Genomic DNA, 19364 nt, shown 5'->3' on the forward strand with positions numbered 1-19364 from the left:
ATAGGCGAGGGTTGCGCGAGCGGCAAGGCGGGAGCCTCCGGCGGCAGTGTTTTTAGACGGGTGGCGCCGCAAGTTGTGCGAGGATGTCCGCGGCCTGGGCGTGCGGGTCATTGAGGGCGCTGCGGTCTTCGCCGGGAAAGAAGCGCGCGCGGGTGGCGGTGGGCATGGGCGCGGGCGTCGCGATGTGGACGCGGGGGCCGGTGTGACGTGTTTCAGCCTGCCAGCTGCGGGCGAGCGCAATCTGGGCCGCCTTGGTGGCGCCGTAGCTGCCAAAGAACTTCTGTCCGGCGCTCGGGTCGTCGAAGAACACGGCCTGTCCATTCTCGCCCAGGAGCGGAGCCACATAGGCGATCAGCGTGCCGGTGGCGGTGACATTGGCCCCGACGGATTTTGCGAAATCCTTTGTGTCGATGTGATCGGCGGGGGCCAGCGGGGCGGCGTGGATCGCGGTGTGCAGCCACAGATCGAGGTGACCCCAGCGCTCGAAGATGCCGCGGCAGAGCGTGGCCATCGCTTCCGGTTTGGTGATGTCCATCGGCGCCAGCGTGGCGGTGCCGCCCTTGACCTTGATGCGGTCGTCGAGCTCCTCCAGCGCGCCGGTGGTCTTGGCGACGGCGATGATGTGGTGGGTGGGCGCGAGGGCCTCGGCCAAGGCGGCGCCGAGGCCGCGCGAGGCACCGGTGATCAGGGCTGTCTGTGTCATGGCCGCGTCATGGGCGCGATTGCGGGCGGCGTCAAGCGCTCTTGCGGTGGTAGGTGAGCGTCAGAAGGGCGCAGTGGTCGGTAGCCGCCTCTGGCAGCGGGTGGTCGAGTGCGATATGCAGCGCCCGGTTGCCCTCGTAGATGAAGGCGTCGGGGTAGAGCGTGCGCATCGTCTCAGCCAGCGTGGTCTGGCAATGCACGTAGAGGCTCAGCCGATCCGGCGCTGTTTCATGCCAGTCGCAACGCAGGGTGGAGCCGACGCGCGGTGTGGCGGGCAGCCAGGAGGGCTGTCCCCATTTCAGCGTCTCGGTCAGGGTGCCGATCTCAGCGCGCAGGGCGACGTTGTGCACGATCTTGCGTAGCGCTGTGAAATGCGCCTGCGCGCAGGCGGACCATCGGATGATACGGACGTTTATGTCATCTGGCAGGGTTAGCATGGCGTCAGTTTCGGTCATGGTGCTGACATGACCTAGCATGATGCCTTACTCCGCCGCCTTCATCTCGAAGCCGCTTTCGATCTGGTCGGCGGGCTCAACGGGGTATTCACCCGAGAAGCAGGCGTCGCAGTATTGCGGTTGCGCGCCGTTGCGCCCGTCGGCCTCGCCCACGGCGCGGTAGAGCCCGTCGAGCGAGATGAACCTGAGGCTGTCCACCTGCAGATGGTCGCGCATTTCCTCTTCGGACATGGTGGCGGCGAGCAGTTTTTCGCGCTGCGGTGTGTCGACCCCGTAAAAGCAGGGCCAGGCGGTGGGCGGCGAGGCGATGCGGAAATGCACCTCCTTGGCGCCGGCATCCAGGATCATCTCCTTGATCTTACGGCTGGTGGTGCCACGCACCACGCTGTCATCCACCAGAATCACGCGTTTGCCCTGGATCAGCGCCCGGTTCACGTTGAGCTTGAGCCGCACGCCCATATTGCGGATCTGCTCGGTGGGTTCGATGAAGGTGCGGCCCATGTATTGATTGCGGATGATGCCCATGGCGTAGGGAATACCGGATTCCAGTGAAAAGCCGATGGCCGCAGGCGTGCCGCTGTCGGGAACGGGGCAGACGAGGTCAGCATCGACGGGGGCTTCCTTGGCCAGCTCGCGGCCAATGGCCTCGCGCGTTTCATAGACGGAGCGGCCGCCGAGGATGCTGTCTGGGCGGCTGAAATAGACGTGCTCGAAGATGCAGAAGCGGGGCTTTTGCGGGCGGAAGGGGAACTGGCTGTCGACGCCGTCCTTGGTGATCACCACCATCTCGCCCGGTGCGATCTCGCGAATGAACTCGCCGCCGATGATGTCCAGCGCGCAGGTCTCGGAGCTGAGCGCCCAGCCGTCGCCGACCTTGCCCAGCACCAGCGGGCGGACGCCCAGGGGGTCGCGCACGCCGATCAGTTTCGTGCGGGTCATGGCGACCACGGAGAAGGCGCCTTCGACCCGGCGCAGCGCATCTTCCATGCGCTCGGGGATGGTGCGCTGCAGGCTGCGCGCCATCAGGTGGATGATGCATTCGCTGTCGGAGGACGACTGGAAGATCGAGCCGCGCTCGATCAGCTCGCGCCGCAGGGCATTGGCGTTGGTGATATTGCCGTTGTGGGCAATGGCCGCCCCGCCCATGGCAAATTCGCCAAAGAAGGGCTGCACGTCGCGGATCGCGGTCTGTCCCTTGGAGCCCGTGGTGGAATAGCGCACATGCCCGATGGCCAGCGGGCCGGGCAGGGTCTCCATGATCTTTTGCGAGGTGAAGTTGTCGCGTACGTAACCAAAGCGGCGGGCAGACTGGAACCCCTGTTCCGGATGGTGGCTGACGATGCCGCCGGCTTCCTGACCGCGATGCTGCAGCGCGTGCAGGCCCAGGGCGACAAAGCTGGAGGCTTCGCTGACCCCGATCACGCCAAAGACGCCGCATTCTTCCTTGAGTTTGTCCCCATCCTCGCCGTCATCGAGACAGGACGTATCAAACGGATGCGCGGGGGGCATGATCTTGGACAACGGGGCAGCTCCGAATCCGGTTCGAGTCGTCCTCTCGTATGTAGGCCGTCCGGTCCCGGCTGTCACGAAACTATCACGGTCCGCCACGGAATTGTCGCGTCAACGACACGCCTTGCGGGAAGTTTGCGCGCGCGCGACCGGGATCAGGCGCTGCAGTTGCCCACGAGGGTCTCGTATTGCTGGGTGATCCAGCCAAGCGCCTGCTCCGGCTCGGAGGTCTGGATGCGGTCCGAGACCTGCGCGAAGACAACCGCAGAGCGGCTTTCATCGACGACGGTGTAGCTTTCACCGGTGACCACCGTGTCGTAGACGAAGAAGGCGATGGCGACGAGCAGGATGCCGCGCGCCACGCCGAAGACGAAGCCAAAGCCCTGGTCGATGCCGCCGAGGGCCGAGCGCTGCACCACCGAGGCAAAGAGCGGCGTGAAGAGCGACACGACGATCAGCGCCACGGCGAAGACGAGGGCGAAGGCGCCGATGATCGACAGCTCGCAACTGTCGGCGATGAACTCGCCCACGACCGGGATTTCGCGCACCAGCGGCTCGACCTGCGGGGCGAAGAGAAAGCCCAGAACAGCGGCGGCGATCCAGCCGATGATGGCCATGATTTCGCGCACGAAACCCCGCCCGTAGGCCAGCAGCGCCGAGACGATAATGACAAGCGCGACGACGCCGTCAATGATGGTAAAGCCTTCCATAGTCTCTCAACGCCCTTGTTTTTATGCGCTCAGCCTGCGCCGAATACCTCGCCGACGAAGCTGGTCAGATCACCCATGGTGGTCAGGCTCAAACCGCTTGCGCCGATTGTCTTGCCCCCTGCGGGAGCGATGGCAGCGGTGAAACCAAGTTTTTGCGCCTCTTTCAACCTGTTTTCGGTTTGTGACGCGGGGCGTAGCGCACCGGAGAGGCTGATTTCGCCAAAAACCACCGTATCCGCGGGCAAAGCGGCGTCTTCCCGCGCGGAGAGCAGGGCGGCGGCGACGGCGAGGTCGGCGGCGGGTTCGGTCACCTTCATGCCGCCCGCCACGTTGAGATAGACATCGAGACCCGCAAAGGGGATGCCGCAGCGGGCCTCGAGCACCGCGAGGATCATTGCGAGGCGTCCGCCATCCCAGCCCACAACGGTGCGGCGGGCCTGCGCGTGGGGGGAGGGCGCGACGAGGGCCTGGAACTCGACCAGCACGGGCCGGGTGCCTTCGACACCGGCGAAGACCACGGAGCCGGGTGAGGGCTCGCCACGTTCGCTCAGGAACAGCGCGGATGGATTAGGAACCTCTGATAACCCTTTGCCTGTCATTTCAAAAACGCCGATCTCGTCCGCTGGGCCAAAGCGGTTTTTCACGGCGCGCAGGATGCGGAACTGATGCCCGCGCTCGCCTTCGAAGTAGAGCACGGTGTCGACCATATGCTCCACCACCCGCGGGCCCGCGATCTGGCCCTCCTTGGTCACATGGCCCACGAGCACGACGCTGATGCCCTTGCGCTTGGCGAAGCTGGTGAGCTCATGGGCGGCGGCGCGGACCTGGCTGACGGAGCCCGGCGCGCTCTCGACATTGTCGGCCCACATGGTCTGGATCGAGTCGATGATCGCGAGCTGGGGCTTTTCCGTCTCCAGCGTGGTGAGGATGTCGCGCAGGTTGGTCTCGGCGGCGAGTTTCACGGGCGCATCGGCCAGCCCGAGCCGCTGGGCGCGCATACGTACTTGCGCCGAGGCCTCCTCGCCGGAAACATATATGGTTTTCAGACCATTGCGTGCAAAAGCTGATGCAGCCTGCAGCAGGATGGTGGATTTCCCGATGCCGGGGTCGCCCCCCACCAGAATGGCCGATGCCGGGACGAGGCCGCCACCGAGGACACGGTCCAGCTCGGCGATGCCGGAGGTGGTGCGGGGAGGCGGGGCCTCCTCGGTCGCGAGGTCCGTGAGCACGATGGACGCGCCGCGCTTGGCCCCGAGCGATTTTGCCGGGCCCTTGGAGATGCCGGCGTCTTCGGAGATGGTGTTCCACTCGCCGCAGGCCTCGCAGCGTCCGGCCCATTTGGTGGTGACATTGCCGCAGGCGGAACAGGAAAAGGAGGGGGATTTTGCCATGCCCCGTTGTGGCGCAGCGGGCAGGCGTGCTCAAGCTCTTTTCGGGGGTGTTGCGCGGGCCCGGCGGCAACGTACGGTCATCTTTAGGCGAATCAGGGTTAACGCGTTGAATTTGCTCATTCGTCAACGTCGGTATCACGTCGGTATTCTGTCGGTATTGCGTCGGTGTGACGTCGGTGCCGGGCCGGGGTAAACAGAGCGCGCGGCGCCGTCAGGAGGTCATATGACAGTTGTGGATCGTGAGAGCGTGGCGGTGGTGCCCTGGGGGACGGGCTGCCTGGCCTGGCCGATGGCGGAGGCGGACGCGCTCTCGGTGAAGCTGGAGGAGATGCCGCCGGATGCGCAGGAGGTCCGGTACCGGCATGCCCGCGCGCGGCAGGTGTTTTTCGTGCTCGCCGGGGTGCTGGACATGGAGCGGGAGGGTGTCGTGGTCCGGATCGGACCGGAGCAGGCTCTGGAGGTGCCGCCGGGGGTGCCGCATCAGGCGCGCAACGGCGGCAGCGCCCCGGTGCGGTTCCTTGTGATCTCGGGCCCGACGACCCGGGGCGATCGGGAGGACGTGGCGTCGTCCCCCGGCGCACCGGCCGGGCGGACCGGCGCCTGAGCCCGGGATGGACGTTTGATCCGACGGGTCCGACGCTGTATAATAGAAGGCGACGTCGCCAGGTGAGGGTCAGCCTCTGGTTGCGACGCGCGCTCCAGACAGACGCGGGCGCGGCGGAGACCGGAGACCGGAGACCGGAGACCGGAGACCGGGGGCCTGTCTCGAGGTGGCTTTGGCTGCTGGCCTGGTGTGTTCGGGCGCGGTGGCAGAGTCCGGAGAGCGGCGCGCCATAAACGCGAAGGAGACCACCCGATGAATGTGATCAAAACAATTGAAATCGCGCGTGCGTTGTACCAGGCGCATGGAGACAAGGCCGAGCTTGAGGCTGCGCAACGGGAGCGCAAATACAAGTCGGCCGGCAATCAGGATGAAGCGCAGCGCTGGCGCAGCATTCGTGGGAGCATCCGCCAGCTGCGTGGTGCGAACCAGAGCTAGACCCGGTTTAACCCTCTGAGCCGACCCGCGCACCGGGCGCCCCGGCGGAAACCGCCGGGCAGCGGCCGACCCCCTTCGATGGGGGGGAGGGCGCTTTCCCCCCTTCCGCAGGTCGGGTTCGGCGCGGTGTGGTAGGGGTGCAGGCCCGCGCGGGTCCTACTCGGCTGCGAGATTGGTCAGGCGCACGACACGCTCGGCGCCTCCCTCATGGGCCGACCTCTGGCCCTCCGGCAGATCGAGCTCCGGCAGCAGCTCCTGCAGATCGGCTACCATGCGATGGAGCTGCGCGCGCGCCATATCCTCATCCGCTTCCAGCCGGTTGGCCCAGTGGCGGATGTCCTGGTGCAGGGCCTTGGCGTGGTCGAGCCGCTCCTGAAAGCTCTCGATCTCCTGCTGACGCTGGCGCAGGAAGTCATAGGCGCGCTCCATGCGGTCATTGGAGTAGGCTTGCGCCATGTCTTCGCTGATCCGGCTCATCTGCGCGGCCACCTCGAGGATGTCGGGCTCCAGCGCACCGAGGTCGGGATGGCTGCGCAGGTGCATCATGCGCTCCTTCACCGCATCGAATTCCGAGGGTGCCTGAAACACCCCGGCGCGGTCGCTGGCATGGGCCGTGGCATAGGCGCGGGCCACATCTTCCATGCGGATCGAGAAATCATGGTGCGCGCTTTCCAGCTGCATGACGCGCCGGTTGGTGGGCAGAAAGACACAGAGACAAAGCAGGAGGCCGGTCAGCGCCAGTTGCACATAGAGCCCGCCCTGCGGCACCGCCGCGCCGTCGATCATCAGCGGCAGGTCGAGCCAGGGCAGGACGCCCAGTGCGGCAAGCGCCGTCAGCACCGTGGCCGCGAGCGTGGCCAGGCAGATCATCGTCAGAGCCGCGCTTTGCAACAGTGTGCGCAGGGCGAGGAGGGTCGGTTGCATGGTCTGCATGGATCACCCCTTCCATTTCATCGTTACCACCACACCCCCCCAACAGCGCCGGAGCGGTCGGAGAGGTTGCGCGAAGATACCATAAAACCGTGGAAAATTTTAGAAGAAAGCAGGTTTTGGTGAATCCTGCTACCTGAAGGCGAGAAGTGTTTCCCCAACGTCAACAGCGCAGGCGCTCGGGCCTGATTGTTGCCGGTCTGACCTCGTGCAACGCCGGATAGACCGTCCCTGAGGATGCCTCCTGCCGGTCCGGCGGTATCGCCGGGCAGCGCCCGCTCCCCCCTCGATGGGGGGACGGGCGCTTGCTGCCCCTATTTGTCCCGGGCGCGGCCATTCCGTGCCCTGCATGAGATCCGCTGCGTCAGCGCACGGCCTCGATGGGCCCCTCGGCCTTGCCCTGGATGAACTGCTCCAGATAGGGGTTGCCGCTCTGGTCCATCTCGCTCACCGGGCCGGTCCACTGGATCACCCCCTCGTGCAGCATCGCGATATTGTCGGCGATGGCGCGGACGCTCGTCATGTCGTGGGTGATGGTCATGGCGGTGGCGCCCATTTCCACCACGATTTCGCGGATGAGCTCGTTGATCACGCCCGACATGATCGGGTCGAGCCCGGTGGTGGGCTCGTCGAAGAAGATGATCTCGGGTTCGGCGGCGATGGCGCGGGCGAGGCCCACGCGTTTCTGCATGCCGCCAGAGAGTTCCGCCGGGAAGCGGTCGGCCACATCCTCCTTCAGGCCGACGCGGCGCAGCTTTTCGATGGCGATGGCGCGCGCCTCGTCGTGTGGCCGCTTGAGCGAGCCGCGCAGCAGGCGGAAGGCGACGTTCTGCCAGACCGGCAGGCTGTCGAAGAGCGCGCCGCCCTGGAACAGCATGCCGAAGCGCGCGAGGAAGGCGTCACGGTCGCCTTTGCTGGCGTCGGTGCCATCGACGGTGATGGTGCCGCTGTCCTGTTTGATCAGCCCTAGGATGCATTTCAGCGCGATGGATTTGCCGGTGCCCGAGCCGCCGATGATCACCATCGAGGTGCCTTTCGGGATCGAGAGGTTCAGCCCCCGCAACACGTGGTTCGACCCGAAGGATTTGCGGATATCTGTCATCTCGATCATAGGGTGAAGAACACTCCCGTGAGCACGAAATTGGCCGCGAGGATCAGGATCGCGGCGCCTTCGACGGCGGTTTTCGTCGCGCGGCCCACACCCATGGCGCCGCGCCCTGAGTTCATGCCGTGATAGCAGCCCATCAGGGCCGCGGCGAAGCCGAAGACCGCGCCCTTGGTCAGGGACGAGATCACGTCGAGCGGTTCGAGGAAGTTCACCGTGTTGCGGATATAGGCGGCGGGGTTGAAGCCCAGCGTGCCGGTGGCGACCGCGTAGCCGCCGAAGATGCCGATGATGTCGCCCACGCCCACCAGAAGCGGCACCACCAGCACGGCGGCGAGCACGCGGGGCACGGTCAGGTATTTCATCGGGTGGGTGGACAGCGTCACAAGCGCGTCGATCTGCTCGGTCACTTTCATGGTGGCGATTTCCGCCGCGATCGAGGAGGTGACGCGGGCGGCGATCATCAGGCCGACGAGCACCGGGCCAAGCTCGCGCACCATGCCGACGGCAACGATCTGCGGCACTACGGCCTCGGCGTTGAAGCGCGAGCCGCCCGCGTAGATCTGCAGCGCCAGCGCGCCGCCGGTGAAGACCGCCGTGAGGCCGACGACGGGCAGCGAGAGCCAGCCGATGTTCATCAGCGCCGAGAGAAACTCGCGGCCATAGAAGGGCGGGCGCAAAATGTGGCTGACCGCGTCGAAGGCAAAGAGCGCGATGCGGCCGATCATAGCCAGGGCGGCCAGAACGGCGCGGCCAAGGAGGGCGAGGGGTTTCATCAGACGTAGATCCGCTTGTAACGCGCCCCCAGTGAGGTCAGGATTTCGTACCCGATAGTCTCGGCGAAGCCCGCGACAGTGTCCACCGATTGGTGCGCGCCGATGAGCTCCAGCGTCTCGGGCTCTTCCGCGAGGCCGGTCACGTCGACGCCGATCATATCCATGGAGATGCGCCCCACCACCGGCACGGCGGAGGAGCCGGTGTGCAGATGCGCGTTCGGGCCCATGCCGCGCAGGATGCCATCGGCGTAGCCTGCGGAGATGGTGGCGATGCGCGAGGGGCTGCGGGCGACCCAGGCGTTGCCGTAGCCCACGCTCTCGCCCACGGCGACATCGCGGATCTGGATCACGGGGATGTGCAATTCGACCACGGGGCGGGCATCGACATAAGGCATGCCGCCGTAGAGGCCGATGCCGGGGCGCACCATGTCGAAGTGATAATCGGGCCCCAGCAGGATGCCTCCGGTGGCGGCCAGCGAGCGTGGCGCGTCGATGCCCTCCGTCATCTCGTGGAAGACCTGCAGCTGGCGCGCGTTCATGGCGTGATCGGCCTCATCGGCGCAGGCGAGATGCGACATGATCAGCGCGGGGGTCTGGCCGAGTGCCACTTCGCGTAGGGCGGACCATTCGGCCTCTTCCATGCCGAGACGGTTCATGCCGGTGTCGAGCTGGAGGCCGAAGGGGTGGCCGGGCAGGGCTTCCACATGCCGCAGCATCTGGTCGACGGAGTTCAGCATCGGCGTGAGCTGCGCGTCGCGGATGAGCTCGGTATCGCCCTGCATATGGCCGGAAAAGACGTTGATCTGCGGGCCCTCGCCGAGGATCTCGCGCAAGCTCGCCCCCTCCTCGGCGACCGCCACGAAGAAGTTGCGGGCACCGGCGCGGGACAGCGCGCGGGCCACGGGCTGCACCCCGAGACCATAGGCATCGGCCTTGACAACGGCGCCGGCCTCGCACCGGGCCATGGCGCTGAGGCTGCGCCAGTTCTCGACCAGCGCGGCGATGTCGATGGAAAGGATCGCAGTTGCCATTCTCGCGTTTTGACAGGGATCACCGGAGCGTCAAGTGGAAACTGGGCGCTGGGCAGGGGGTTGCGCGCAGGTCAGGGAATATCGAAGTAGGCGCGGTTCTGTTCCCACATCTTTTCGCCGATGAGGCAGTCATACGCCACGGGTGGTGTAAATTGCACAGGCTGGATCTGCGGGGTGACGCCCGCGATTTCGAGCACCAGCTTGCGCTTGACCGCATTGGCGAACTGGTCCCAGTCGAGCACGGGGATGACAAAGGCGCCCGGCCCGCCGATGACGCAGTGCTGATAGTAGATGTCGAGGTCGGGGATGCCCCAGATCTGGCTCAGCGCGTCGGTTGTCATCAGCGGCAGCCCGTTGATGATGAAGCCGGCCTCCAGCGCGGCATCGCGGGCGCGGGTCACGGGGCGGCCCTGGTTGTTCGGCCCGTCGCCCGAGACGTCGATCACCCGGCGCAGCCCGTGAAAGCCGTTGTGCTCGAAATCGCCCGCGGCATAGAGCAGCGCGCCCGAGATCGAGGTGCGGCGCAGGCCCGCGTCGAAGCGCGCGGTGATCTGATGTGCGACGGCGCGCGCCTCTTCCCGGGTGCTCAGCAGGGTCCAGGGCACGATCACCCGCTGGGAGTATTCGCCCGCCCATTCCACATAGGTGACGGCAATGCGGCCCAGAAGCCCGTGCGCGATGGCATCGAGCACCTGCGGGCTGGTGATCGCCTCGGCATAGCCGCGGCGCTGGATTTCCAGCTCGGCGGGCGACATGGAGCGGGAGACATCCACGGCGAGGAAGAGCTCGACGTCGACTTCCAGATCCTCGGCACGGAGCAGGTTTGGCAGGATCAGCAGGCAGAGAAGGAGGCAGCGCATGGCCCCATAGCGCCAGAGATTTGCGGGCCTGTCCAATCACAAATGGTGTGGACCGCGGGGGCGGGCAGCGGTGGTCCGGCGTCGGGGGTGCCGGGCTGCTGCGCGCGCCGGGATTTTTTGCCTGTGGGGGCCGTTCCGGGCCACGGGGGCGGGGGTCTTTCGGCTGTCAATTAATATTTACACTTGTTAATGTCTATTTACTGTGACACATTTTTGGGACGGTGCGCGTTTTGAAGGCGGTCAGACAGGGCTTGGGTCTGGCCTCAATCGCTTACGTCGAAACGGAGGACCAACTATGGCGGACAGTGAGGATAAGGTTTGGCCAACAGGGCTGACCCTGGAGGAGGCTGAGGAAGTCCACAGCTACCTCATCGATGGAACGCGCGTCTTCGGTTTGATTGCGCTTCTGGCCCACATCCTGGTCGCGGTCGCGACCCCCTGGCTTGGATAAGGGAGAGACGTCATGAACAATGCGAAAATGTGGCTGGTCGTGAAACCGACCGTGGGTGTGCCGCTCTTCCTGAGTGCTGTGGCAATCGGATCGTTTGCCGTGCATGTGGCGGTGCTGAGCAATACCACCTGGGTGGCGGATTTCCTGTCCGGCAATGAATTGGGCTCGGGCGCGGAGAGCGCCTCGGCCACGATGCTGCAGCAGGGCGACACGGCCAAGGTGTCCTATGCGGCGCCCGCGGCGGATGGCACCCAGGCGGTGACCATCATCCTGTCGGACGGCACGCCGGTGAAGGCTATTCTACAGCCACCGGAGGTGCATGCGGCGTCAAGCCCCGGGGATCGGACGATCCTCAGGCAATAGCGCTTTGGGCCCGCTGCCGCGATGCAGCGGGTCTTTCCGTATCTGCCCGCGGTAACGGGCAGGCCGTCTGAGGCGGACCAGAAGATGTTTGACTATCGTGCCTTTGCGATGCGCAGGCTGGCGGCCCTGGGGCCCCGGTATCTGCCCTTTGCGGATGTGGCGACCGAGGAGGTGCCGCTGCGACGCCTGCTGCGGCTGTCGCTGTTTCAGGTGACCGTGGGCATGGCGCTGGTGCTGATCGTGGGCACGCTCAATCGTGTGATGATCGTGGAACTCAGCGTGCCGGCGACACTGGTGGCCGGGATGCTGGCCTTGCCGCTGATCTTTGCGCCGCTGCGCACGCTCATCGGGTTCAAATCCGACGTGCATGTCTCGGCGCTGGGGCTGCGGCGCGCGCCCTATATCTGGAAGGGCACGCTCTATCAGTTTGGCGGTTTTGCGATCATGCCGTTCGCGCTGCTGGTGCTGTCTGGCTATGGCGAGGCGATCGACGCGCCGCGCTGGATTGGCTACAGCTCGGCCGCGCTGTCCTTCCTGCTGGTGGGGGCGGGCGTGCATATGGTGCAGACCGTGGGCCTGGCGCTGGCGACCGATCTGGTCGCCGAGGAGGACCAGCCCAAGGTGGTGGGGCTGATGTATGTCATGTTGCTGCTGGGCATGGTGGTGAGCGCGCTGGTCTTCGGTGCGCTGTTGGAGACTTACACGCCCGGGCGGCTCATTCAGGTGATTCAGGGTGCGGCGGTTGTGACCGTGGCGCTGAACCTCGCGGCGCTCTGGCAGCAGGAAGCCCGCAGCCGCGCCCGGGCGCAGGCGATGAAGGCCGCGCCACGGGTGCGCTTTGCCGACGCCTGGAGCACGCTGATGGCACGGCCGGGGATGCTGCGCCTGCTGGTGGTGATCGGCCTCGGGACCTTTGGCTTCGGCATGGCCGATGTGCTGATGGAGCCTTACGGCGGGCAGGTGCTGGGCCTGTCGGTGGCGAGTACGACGAAGCTGACGGCGCTGCTGGCGGCAGGCACGCTGGCGGGGTTTGCGCTGGCTGCGCGGGGCCTGAGCCGGGGCGGTGCGCCGGCGCGCTATGCGGTGATCGGCGCCGGGATCGGCCTGCCGGGCTTCGCCGCGATCATCCTGTCGTCCTTCGGGGTTGGCGTGCCCGTGTTCCTGGCGGGGGTCTTTGCGACCGGTCTGGGGGCCGGGCTCTTTGGCCATGCGACGCTGACCGCGACGATCCGGGCCGCACCCAGCGACCGCGTCGGCCTGTCCTTAGGTGCCTGGGGCGCGGTGCAGGCGACGGCGGCGGGCCTTGGCATTGCAGCGGCGGGCATCGTGCGCGATCTGGTCGTTGGGCTGACGCCCGCTGGAAATGCGCCGCAGACGCCCTATAATACGGTCTTCCTGATCGAAATTCTGTTTCTGGCCCTGGCCATCGTGGTGGTCTGGCCGATCCTGAGACGCTCCGCGCGCACGCGTCTTGTCAACAACCCGTCTCAGTCAGACGGACGTCCGGTGGAGGTATCATGACCAATATTATCACACGCTTGTTCGAAGACGACGAAAAGGCCCGCTATGTGAAGGAGCGTGCGGTGTTCATGGGCGTTCCGAGCCGCGATATGTCGGTGATCGGCAAAGGCGGCGCTGATGACGCCGAGCTGACCGAAAAGATGCAATCTGCAGGCGTGGATGACAGCGCATTGGAGACTTACCTCAAGCACATCAAGAAGGGGCACGCGGTGTTCGTGGTGCGCGCGACCTACAAACCGCTGATGGCCGCGACCAAGATGCGCGAGCTGCTGGCCAAGCACGAGCCGCTGGATGCGGGGGACGTTGTCGAGGACCGCTTTGTGCCCGATGGGCCGCAGAAGGCGCCGAGCATCCTGACCGAGCATCCGCATTTCCTGACCGTGCGCATGGATCGCACCGGGTATGAGGGCGGTCCGGTGACCGCCGGTCTGGGCTGGCCGATGCTGCGCGCGCGCAAACCCAGCGATTCGGTGATGAAGGGCGGTAAATTCATGTCGCGGTCGTTCTGGCCGATGCCGCTCCTGTCCGACAAGCCGCGCAAGAAGTCGGTGATCGAAGGCGGCAAGCATATGTCGAAGGCCTTCTGGCCGATGCCGCTGATCTCCAAGACAGAGCGAAAGAACTCGGTGATCCGCGGCGGCGATCTGCCGCTGTCGCGCGCGCTGGGCTGGCCGCCGGTGAGCTGACGCTTTCCGGGCGTTGCCGTAGACGTTTGCGGTGCATGGTCGACGCGGGGCATCTCCTGAGAGACGTCAGGTACTGCTGGCTGGATGCAGCAAGCAGATCCCTTATTGATCCGCTCATCTGCGCGGTAGACCATCAAAGCGGTCGGGGGCACAACAGTGCCTGTGGCGCGGATATCCAATCAGAGCAGGGGCGCGGGTGGCGCGACGACGTTTCTAAAACTCGCGCTCGCCGCCCTGCTGCCAGGGCTGCACGAGGTTGCCGAAACGGGTGAAACGGCCCTCGAAGCTGAGATCCACGGTGCCGATTGGGCCGTGGCGCTGCTTGCCGATGATCACCTCGGCGCGGCCGTGCAGACGCTCCATCTCCTCTTGCCATTTGGCCATGGCTTCGAGATCGTGATCGCCCGGCTTTTCCCGCTCCTTGTAGTACTCCTCGCGGAAGACGAACATGACCACATCGGCGTCCTGCTCGATGGAGCCGGATTCGCGCAGGTCACTGAGTTGCGGGCGTTTGTCCTCACGGTTCTCGACCTGCCGGGAGAGCTGCGACAGGCCGATGACGGGGATGTCGAGCTCTTTGGCGATGGCTTTTAGCCCCATGGAGATCTCGCCGATTTCCTGCACCCGGTTGTCGGAGGTGCCGCGGGCGAGCTGGATGTAATCGACGATCAGCAGATCGAGCCCGTGGGTCCGTTTCAGCCGGCGCGCGCGGGCGGCGAGCTGCGCGATGGGGATCGAGGGCGTGTCGTCGATGTAGAGCGGGCAGGCCTCGAGCGCCTTGGCGGCCTCGACGAAGCGGCGGAATTCGCCTTCGGTCATATCGCCGCGACGGATCTGTTCGCTGGGCACTTCTGCTGCCTCTGACAGAATCCGCGCGGCGAGCTGCTCGGCACTCATCTCGAGAGAAAAGAAGCCCACGACACCGCCGTTGACGGCGCCTTCGGTGCCGTCGTGGCGCACACCCTTCTTGTAGGCCTTGGCGATGTTGAAGGCGATGTTGGTGGCCAGCGACGTCTTGCCCATGGACGGGCGGCCCGCAAGGATCAGCAGGTCAGACCGGTGCAGACCGCCGAGCTTCTTGTCCATATCTACAAGCCCGGTGGAGACGCCGGCGAGGCCGCCATCGCGTTGATAGGCCGCGTTAGCGACATTAACAGCGTCCGTTACCGCCTTGAGAAAGCTTTGAAATCCTCCTTCTGTATTGCCTTGCTCGGCGAGATTGTAGAGCGCCTGTTCGGCCTCGACGATCTGCTCTTTCGGTTCGGAGGCGACATCGACCTTGGCGGCCTTGTCGGAGATTTCGCGGCCGAGCTGGATGAGGTCCCGGCGCACGGAAAGATCGTAGATCATCTGCGCGTAGTCGCGGACGGCGAAGGCGGAGATGGCCGCCCCCGCGAGGCGCACCAGATAGGCCGGGCCGCCGAGCTCCTTCAGCCCCTCGTCGTCTTCCATGAAGGCCTTGAGCGTGACGGGGGAGGCCAGGTTGTTCTTGGCAATGCGCGCCGAGGCAATCTCGAAGATGCGCGCGTGCACGGGGTCATAAAAGTGTTTCGCGTTGATGATAGACGTGACCCGGTCATAGACGTCGTTGTTGGTCAGGATCGCGCCCAGAAGCTGCTGTTCGGCCTCGATGGAATGCGGCATCGTCTCGGGCGCCTGCACGTCCACGCCGGTTGGATTGAATGCCGTGATTTCGTTCATGCCCGTGCCCACCTTGTCCCGTCGACGGTCTTACCCGTGCCGGTCTGTGACATGCAATCGGGATAAGACGGTATAACGTGTGGATATGTTTTTATCTGAAAAACATACCTGATCTGGTGGTGCATTGCACGTGAAATACAAGGGAAGGTGCGCGCTTAGTCGCTTTTTCGGGCCGCCTGCCAGGCGCGGGGATCGTTGAGGAAGGTCTCGACCTCCGTCAGGGTAGCGGCGTCGAAGGCGCCTTCCACGCGGGCCTCAGCCAGCACATCCCACCAGGTGCACAAGGAGTGCAGGGCAACCCCATGATCGCCAAGGGTCTTTTCCGTCTCCGGGAAAATCCCGTAGTAGAAGATGACCGCGGTGTGCCCGCAGACAGCACCTGTTTCGCGAATCGCGTCGACGAAGCTGAGCTTGGAGCCGCCGTCGGTGGTGAGGTCCTCGACCAGGAGCACACGCTGGCCCTCCGCCATGTCGCCTTCGATGCGCGCGCCCTTGCCGTAGCCTTTGGGTTTCTTGCGGACGTAGGTCATGGGCAGGCCCATGCGCTCGGCCACCATGGCGGCGAAGGGGATGCCCGCGGTCTCGCCACCGGCGATGTTGTCGAAGGCCTCGAAGCCTGCGTTGCGCATTACGGTCACAGTGAGGAAGTCCATCAGAGTGGAGCGGATGCGCGGGTGGCTGATCAGTTTGCGGCAATCGATGTAGGTAGGGCTGGGCAGGCCGGAGGCGAGGACGAAGGGGGTGTCTGCGTTGAAGTGCACCGCCTTGATTTCCAGCAGCATGCGCGCGGTGAGACGGGCGATCTCGGTCGGGTCGGGGTAGCTGCTGGGGATCATCTGGTGGTCCTTTGTGGCGGAGGGCGGGTGCCTCCGGCGGGAGTATTTCAGGAAGAATGAAGCCTAGGTCACCGCCCAGTCGAGGGGGAAGCCGGGGTCGAAGACGGTGACGGGGCCGTCGTCGGTGATGATATGGTCGGGGTAGCTGGCGCCGGTTTTGGCGAGGGTCAGGGTGTCGTCGTTGGGTGGCAGGCCGTAGAAGGCGGGGCCGTTCAGCGAGGTGAAGGCTTCGAGGCGGTCGAGCGCGCCCTCCTCCTCGAAGATCTGGGCGAGGATCGAGAGCGTATTGGGCGCGGTGAAGCAGCCCGCGCAGCCGCGGGGCAGGAGCTTGTTGGCATCGGTGTGCGGAGCTGAGTCGGTGCCGAGGAAGAAGCGGGCCGCGCCGGAGGTGGCGGCCTCGCGCAGGGCGAGGCGGTGCTCCTCGCGTTTGGCGACGGGCAGGCAGTAGTAATGCGGTTTGATGCCGCCTGCGAGGATGTGGTTGCGGTTGATCACCAGGTGGTGCGTGGTGATCGTGGCGCCCAGGGTGTCGTCCTGGTCGCGGGCGTAGTCGACCGCGTTGGAGGTGGTGATGTGTTCCATCACCACGCGCAGGCCGGGGGTCGCGCGGCGGATCGGGTCGAGCACGCGGTCGATGAAGACGGCCTCGCGGTCGAAGATGTCGATGTCGGCGTCAGTGACCTCGCCGTGCACGCAGAGCGGCAGGCCGATCTCGGCCATCTTCTCGAGCACCGGGCGGACTTTGTCGAAGTCTTTGACACCACTGGCGGAATTCGTGGTGGCGCCTGCGGGGTAGAGTTTGACCGCATGCACGAGGCCGGAGGCTTGGGCGGCGGCCACATCGGCAGGGTCGGTGTCTTCGGTGAGGTAGAGCGTCATCAGCGGGGTGAAGGTGGCACCTGTCGGCAGGGCGGCGAGAATGCGGTCGCGGTAGGCGCGGGCGTCCGCAGCAGTGACCACGGGCGGCACGAGGTTCGGCATGATGATCGCGCGGGCGAAATGGCGGGTGGTTTCGGGCAGGACCGCGCGCAGCATGGCGCCATCGCGCAGGTGCAGGTGCCAATCGTCGGGGCGGCGGAGGGTCAGGGTCTGGCTCATGATCCTGCGCTAGCACAGCTGCGCGGGCAGGGCCAGCATCAGACGGCCGGGGCGCCGCGCACCTGTTCCAGCCGGTGGGCGAAGCGGGGCGCGGTGTGGCGCCGGAGCACCGCGCGGCAGAGCAGTTCGACCCGGCGCGGGTGGGTGCCGGGGTTCAGGCGGGTCAGCAGGCGGCGCAGGTAGGGCATGTGATCGCGCCGCGCGCGCAACAGCTGTCCGACGCGCTGTGGCGTGAGCCTGTCGCCCGCGGCGGCGGAGAGCAGTTCGGCCAGACAGCCCATGTGCAAAAGATCGCTCTGCAGCATGCCGCCCATTCCGCGCGCCCGCAGCAGCGTCACATGGGGGCGGGCGCAAAGGGCCGCGTGCATGGCGTCTTCCCTCTGGTCGGGGTCGAAGAGGATGAAGGCGTCCCGGGCGGCGTCGAGCATATCGGGGGCATAGCCGTAGCGGTCGGTGAAGCTGGTGCGGCGCATCCCGACAAAGCGCCTGTCCCAGGCGGCGAGGCCGGGATCGAGCGTGGCCTGCGGCTGGAGCGCGACGACCGTGGCGCCAGGGGCGGCCACCGAGAAAGCGGCAGCGGCATAGCCACAGGGGCCGGCGCCGTAGAACAGCACCCGGTCAAAGCCGTCGAAGACGCCATCGTCCACAAGCGCGTCCATATGGGCAAAGACCGCCGCATCGCGGAACCAGGTGTCGCCGTCGCTGATCAGGCCCAGGTGCGACCAGTCAAAGCGGTGCGCCGCATCCCAGCCCAGCGGATAGCCGTGCGGCGAGAGCGCCTGGATCGCCCGATGGTTTTCGAAGGAGACCAGAAGGGTCGGGCCGCTCTTGACATAGACGGCGCCGTGGCGCGGGCCGAGCCGGGTCAGGGACCCGCGGGCGCTGACCAGAGCGGACACGCCCGACAGCCAGCCCTGCCAGGGCAGCTCCCCAAGCGACTGCTCGAAATCCACGGCTGTTTGCGGCATGGCGCGCGTCTCCCCCCTTTGCGGTCATACGTCGGGGGGGCTGCGTTTGTAAACCGGAGGAGGGGATCGCTCGCTGTTGATGTTCTGGCCGTCCTGCAGCGCGAAGTGGGTCAGGTGCTGTGCCGCCTCGCGCGAGATCGGGTGCGACGGTGGCGCCATGAGCAGGCGCGCATAGAGGGCGCGAAACGTCTCCTGCCGCATCAGCGCTTCGAAGCGGGCCTTGCGCCAGGCCACCGCTTCGGCGTGCAGGCGGGCCAGGGTGGCGTCGGCCATCAGGTCGGCCCGCAGCGCATCGCGTCCGGGTTTCAGGGCGTCGATGGAGGTATCCTCTTCGGTGGTAAAGTTGCGCTCCACCCAGTAGTCGAGCGCCAGAGGCACATCCGCATGCACCGCGCGCCCGCGATCCGCCTTGAGCACGAAGCTTTCCATGTCGCCCAGCGGATAGTGATTGAGTTGCACCAGACCATAGTTCGGCTGGCCGTAGTCGGAAAACACGCGGCGGGTTTTGAAGGGGCCGCCGAGGGTGCGGCCCTCGCCGTCCATCCAGCGGGCGTTGTCGAGCCGGTCGCGGTTGGGCGCCTTGGGGCGGTGCACGCCGAGTTTTCCGTAGATGCCGTCGTTGCGGTAGAGCGTCTTGAACATGACCGCGCGCCAGGGCCAGAAGATCACCTCGGGCGCGCAGCGGGTGAAGCGCTCGGTCACGGGGATGTCGTCGTAGCGGGCGTGGCCTGCGTTGCCGAAGAGCCGCCAGGTGAGGGTGATCGCTGTGGCGTCGGGCAAAGTTTCGAGCAGCGCGGGCAGGGTGTTGTCGCCGGTCTTCACGTTCACGAATTCGTCGATGTCCAGCGGCAGGAGCCAGTGGGCGTTTGTGACAAGCGGGTGTTTGTCGGCCAGTTTCAGCGCGGTGAACTGGATGCCGCGGTTGCCGTAAGGCCCCTCATTGCGCAGATGCGCGAGCCAGCCCATCTCGGCCAGGCGGTCGAGCATGGCATCGGTGCCATCGTCGCAGGCGTTGGAGCAGACGACAAAATCGGTGACACCCGCCGCGCGGTGATGCGCGAGCCAGTCCAGCAGGAAGGCAGCCTCGTTGCGCACGGTCAGGACGGCGGTGATCTTGGGTGCTGGCTCAGCCATGGGCGGGGCGGGCATGCAGGGCACTCATGGGGGACCCGGTCCTCGTTTGGCAGCGTGTCGGTGACCATGGCAGGCGCGACGCGCGCCGTCAACGTAGA

Annotated in this window: 21 protein-coding genes; 6 read left to right on the forward strand and 15 right to left on the reverse strand. The window is 65.9% G+C overall.

What is annotated here, in order from left to right; all coding sequences use genetic code 11:
• Positions 1-52 precede the first annotated feature (52 nt).
• From Q1A71_RS01540 to radA, 5 genes are all read right to left on the reverse strand, one after another.
• Positions 53-703 carry an SDR family NAD(P)-dependent oxidoreductase gene (locus Q1A71_RS01540; protein ID WP_299670979.1) on the reverse strand — a complete coding sequence of 217 codons (651 nt, stop codon included), beginning with the start codon at positions 701-703 and terminating at the stop codon, positions 53-55.
• A 31-nt stretch (positions 704-734) separates the two neighbouring features.
• Entirely contained in the window at positions 735-1157 is a 423-nt protein-coding gene (locus Q1A71_RS01545; RefSeq protein WP_299670981.1) for a DUF1801 domain-containing protein, read from the reverse strand.
• A 27-nt stretch (positions 1158-1184) separates the two neighbouring features.
• On the reverse strand, positions 1185-2666 hold the full coding sequence (gene purF / locus Q1A71_RS01550; protein ID WP_299671941.1) for an amidophosphoribosyltransferase: 1482 nt from the start codon (positions 2664-2666) through the stop codon (positions 1185-1187).
• Between the two features lie 155 nt (positions 2667-2821).
• On the reverse strand, positions 2822-3376 hold the full coding sequence (locus tag Q1A71_RS01555; protein ID WP_299670983.1) for a CvpA family protein: 555 nt from the start codon (positions 3374-3376) through the stop codon (positions 2822-2824).
• 29 nt (positions 3377-3405) lie between these two features.
• On the reverse strand, positions 3406-4767 hold the full coding sequence (radA, locus tag Q1A71_RS01560; RefSeq protein WP_299670985.1) for a DNA repair protein RadA: 1362 nt from the start codon (positions 4765-4767) through the stop codon (positions 3406-3408).
• 223 nt (positions 4768-4990) lie between these two features.
• On the opposite strand from radA, the gene Q1A71_RS01565 reads away from it, so the two are divergent.
• A complete protein-coding gene (locus Q1A71_RS01565) occupies positions 4991-5371 on the forward strand; it encodes a cupin domain-containing protein (protein WP_299670987.1) in 381 nt (126 codons plus the stop codon).
• A gap of 252 nt (positions 5372-5623) precedes the next feature.
• Positions 5624-5806: a hypothetical protein gene (locus Q1A71_RS01570; protein WP_299670989.1), complete on the forward strand. Its 183-nt coding sequence runs from the start codon at positions 5624-5626 to the stop codon at positions 5804-5806.
• Positions 5807-5962: 156 nt separating this feature from the next.
• On the opposite strand, the gene Q1A71_RS01575 is transcribed toward Q1A71_RS01570, so the two are convergent.
• The 5 genes from Q1A71_RS01575 to Q1A71_RS01595 form a co-directional block, all read right to left on the reverse strand.
• Complete coding sequence (locus Q1A71_RS01575) at positions 5963-6739, reverse strand: DNA repair protein (RefSeq protein WP_299670991.1); 777 nt, start codon at positions 6737-6739, stop codon at positions 5963-5965.
• Between the two features lie 361 nt (positions 6740-7100).
• Positions 7101-7847, reverse strand: a complete 747-nt coding sequence (locus tag Q1A71_RS01580; RefSeq protein ID WP_299670993.1) for an ATP-binding cassette domain-containing protein — start codon at positions 7845-7847, stop codon at positions 7101-7103.
• The gene (locus Q1A71_RS01585; RefSeq protein WP_299670994.1) at positions 7844-8617 is read right to left on the reverse strand and encodes an ABC transporter permease; all 774 of its coding nucleotides are present in this window, start codon (positions 8615-8617) and stop codon (positions 7844-7846) included. The genes Q1A71_RS01580 and Q1A71_RS01585 overlap by 4 nt, the downstream gene beginning before the upstream one ends.
• Entirely contained in the window at positions 8617-9648 is a 1032-nt protein-coding gene (gene alr, locus Q1A71_RS01590; RefSeq protein WP_299670997.1) for an alanine racemase, read from the reverse strand. Before alr ends, Q1A71_RS01585 begins: the two co-directional genes overlap by 1 nt.
• 71 nt (positions 9649-9719) lie before the next feature.
• Entirely contained in the window at positions 9720-10508 is a 789-nt protein-coding gene (locus tag Q1A71_RS01595) for a DUF1194 domain-containing protein (RefSeq protein WP_299670999.1), read from the reverse strand.
• Positions 10509-10803: 295 nt separating this feature from the next.
• Here Q1A71_RS01595 and pufB point away from each other — a divergent pair, with 295 nt between their 5' ends.
• From pufB to Q1A71_RS01615, 4 genes are all read left to right on the forward strand, one after another.
• On the forward strand, positions 10804-10959 hold the full coding sequence (pufB, locus tag Q1A71_RS01600; RefSeq protein ID WP_299671001.1) for a light-harvesting antenna LH1, beta subunit: 156 nt from the start codon (positions 10804-10806) through the stop codon (positions 10957-10959).
• Between the two features lie 12 nt (positions 10960-10971).
• On the forward strand, positions 10972-11322 hold the full coding sequence (locus tag Q1A71_RS01605; RefSeq protein ID WP_299671003.1) for a light-harvesting protein: 351 nt from the start codon (positions 10972-10974) through the stop codon (positions 11320-11322).
• Between the two features lie 84 nt (positions 11323-11406).
• On the forward strand, positions 11407-12843 hold the full coding sequence (locus Q1A71_RS01610; protein WP_299671005.1) for a PucC family protein: 1437 nt from the start codon (positions 11407-11409) through the stop codon (positions 12841-12843).
• Positions 12840-13529, forward strand: a complete 690-nt coding sequence (locus Q1A71_RS01615) for a hypothetical protein (RefSeq protein WP_299671007.1) — start codon at positions 12840-12842, stop codon at positions 13527-13529. Before Q1A71_RS01610 ends, Q1A71_RS01615 begins: the two co-directional genes overlap by 4 nt.
• Before the next feature lie 213 nt (positions 13530-13742).
• On the opposite strand, the gene Q1A71_RS01620 is transcribed toward Q1A71_RS01615, so the two are convergent.
• The 5 genes from Q1A71_RS01620 to Q1A71_RS01640 all read right to left on the reverse strand — a co-directional run bounded on the left by Q1A71_RS01620 (position 13743) and on the right by Q1A71_RS01640 (position 19281).
• Complete coding sequence (locus Q1A71_RS01620; RefSeq protein ID WP_299671009.1) at positions 13743-15230, reverse strand: replicative DNA helicase; 1488 nt, start codon at positions 15228-15230, stop codon at positions 13743-13745.
• Positions 15231-15385: 155 nt separating this feature from the next.
• A complete protein-coding gene (locus Q1A71_RS01625; RefSeq protein WP_299671011.1) occupies positions 15386-16066 on the reverse strand; it encodes an orotate phosphoribosyltransferase in 681 nt (226 codons plus the stop codon).
• Positions 16067-16129: 63 nt separating this feature from the next.
• Positions 16130-17164 carry a dihydroorotase gene (gene pyrC, locus Q1A71_RS01630; RefSeq protein WP_299671013.1) on the reverse strand — a complete coding sequence of 345 codons (1035 nt, stop codon included), beginning with the start codon at positions 17162-17164 and terminating at the stop codon, positions 16130-16132.
• 38 nt (positions 17165-17202) lie between these two features.
• Positions 17203-18132, reverse strand: a complete 930-nt coding sequence (locus Q1A71_RS01635) for a phosphoadenosine phosphosulfate reductase (RefSeq protein WP_299671015.1) — start codon at positions 18130-18132, stop codon at positions 17203-17205.
• A 24-nt stretch (positions 18133-18156) separates the two neighbouring features.
• Complete coding sequence (locus Q1A71_RS01640; protein ID WP_299671017.1) at positions 18157-19281, reverse strand: glycosyltransferase family 2 protein; 1125 nt, start codon at positions 19279-19281, stop codon at positions 18157-18159.
• Positions 19282-19364 lie beyond the last annotated feature (83 nt).

The organism is uncultured Roseobacter sp., assembly GCF_947493125.1.
GTDB lineage: Bacteria > Pseudomonadota > Alphaproteobacteria > Rhodobacterales > Rhodobacteraceae > Roseobacter.

Coding starts and splice junctions, on each gene's coding strand:
- Q1A71_RS01540 (WP_299670979.1), bottom strand. CDS start 703: ATGACACAGACAGCCCTGATCACCGGTGCCTCGCGCGGCCTCGGCGCC.
- Q1A71_RS01545 (WP_299670981.1), bottom strand. CDS start 1,157: ATGACCGAAACTGACGCCATGCTAACCCTGCCAGATGACATAAACGTC.
- purF (WP_299671941.1), bottom strand. CDS start 2,666: ATGCCCCCCGCGCATCCGTTTGATACGTCCTGTCTCGATGACGGCGAG.
- Q1A71_RS01555 (WP_299670983.1), bottom strand. CDS start 3,376: ATGGAAGGCTTTACCATCATTGACGGCGTCGTCGCGCTTGTCATTATC.
- radA (WP_299670985.1), bottom strand. CDS start 4,767: ATGGCAAAATCCCCCTCCTTTTCCTGTTCCGCCTGCGGCAATGTCACC.
- Q1A71_RS01565 (WP_299670987.1), top strand. CDS start 4,991: ATGACAGTTGTGGATCGTGAGAGCGTGGCGGTGGTGCCCTGGGGGACG.
- Q1A71_RS01570 (WP_299670989.1), top strand. CDS start 5,624: ATGAATGTGATCAAAACAATTGAAATCGCGCGTGCGTTGTACCAGGCG.
- Q1A71_RS01575 (WP_299670991.1), bottom strand. CDS start 6,739: ATGCAGACCATGCAACCGACCCTCCTCGCCCTGCGCACACTGTTGCAA.
- Q1A71_RS01580 (WP_299670993.1), bottom strand. CDS start 7,847: ATGATCGAGATGACAGATATCCGCAAATCCTTCGGGTCGAACCACGTG.
- Q1A71_RS01585 (WP_299670994.1), bottom strand. CDS start 8,617: ATGAAACCCCTCGCCCTCCTTGGCCGCGCCGTTCTGGCCGCCCTGGCT.
- alr (WP_299670997.1), bottom strand. CDS start 9,648: ATGGCAACTGCGATCCTTTCCATCGACATCGCCGCGCTGGTCGAGAAC.
- Q1A71_RS01595 (WP_299670999.1), bottom strand. CDS start 10,508: ATGCGCTGCCTCCTTCTCTGCCTGCTGATCCTGCCAAACCTGCTCCGT.
- pufB (WP_299671001.1), top strand. CDS start 10,804: ATGGCGGACAGTGAGGATAAGGTTTGGCCAACAGGGCTGACCCTGGAG.
- Q1A71_RS01605 (WP_299671003.1), top strand. CDS start 10,972: ATGAACAATGCGAAAATGTGGCTGGTCGTGAAACCGACCGTGGGTGTG.
- Q1A71_RS01610 (WP_299671005.1), top strand. CDS start 11,407: ATGTTTGACTATCGTGCCTTTGCGATGCGCAGGCTGGCGGCCCTGGGG.
- Q1A71_RS01615 (WP_299671007.1), top strand. CDS start 12,840: ATGACCAATATTATCACACGCTTGTTCGAAGACGACGAAAAGGCCCGC.
- Q1A71_RS01620 (WP_299671009.1), bottom strand. CDS start 15,230: ATGAACGAAATCACGGCATTCAATCCAACCGGCGTGGACGTGCAGGCG.
- Q1A71_RS01625 (WP_299671011.1), bottom strand. CDS start 16,066: ATGATCCCCAGCAGCTACCCCGACCCGACCGAGATCGCCCGTCTCACC.
- pyrC (WP_299671013.1), bottom strand. CDS start 17,164: ATGAGCCAGACCCTGACCCTCCGCCGCCCCGACGATTGGCACCTGCAC.
- Q1A71_RS01635 (WP_299671015.1), bottom strand. CDS start 18,132: ATGCCGCAAACAGCCGTGGATTTCGAGCAGTCGCTTGGGGAGCTGCCC.
- Q1A71_RS01640 (WP_299671017.1), bottom strand. CDS start 19,281: ATGCCCGCCCCGCCCATGGCTGAGCCAGCACCCAAGATCACCGCCGTC.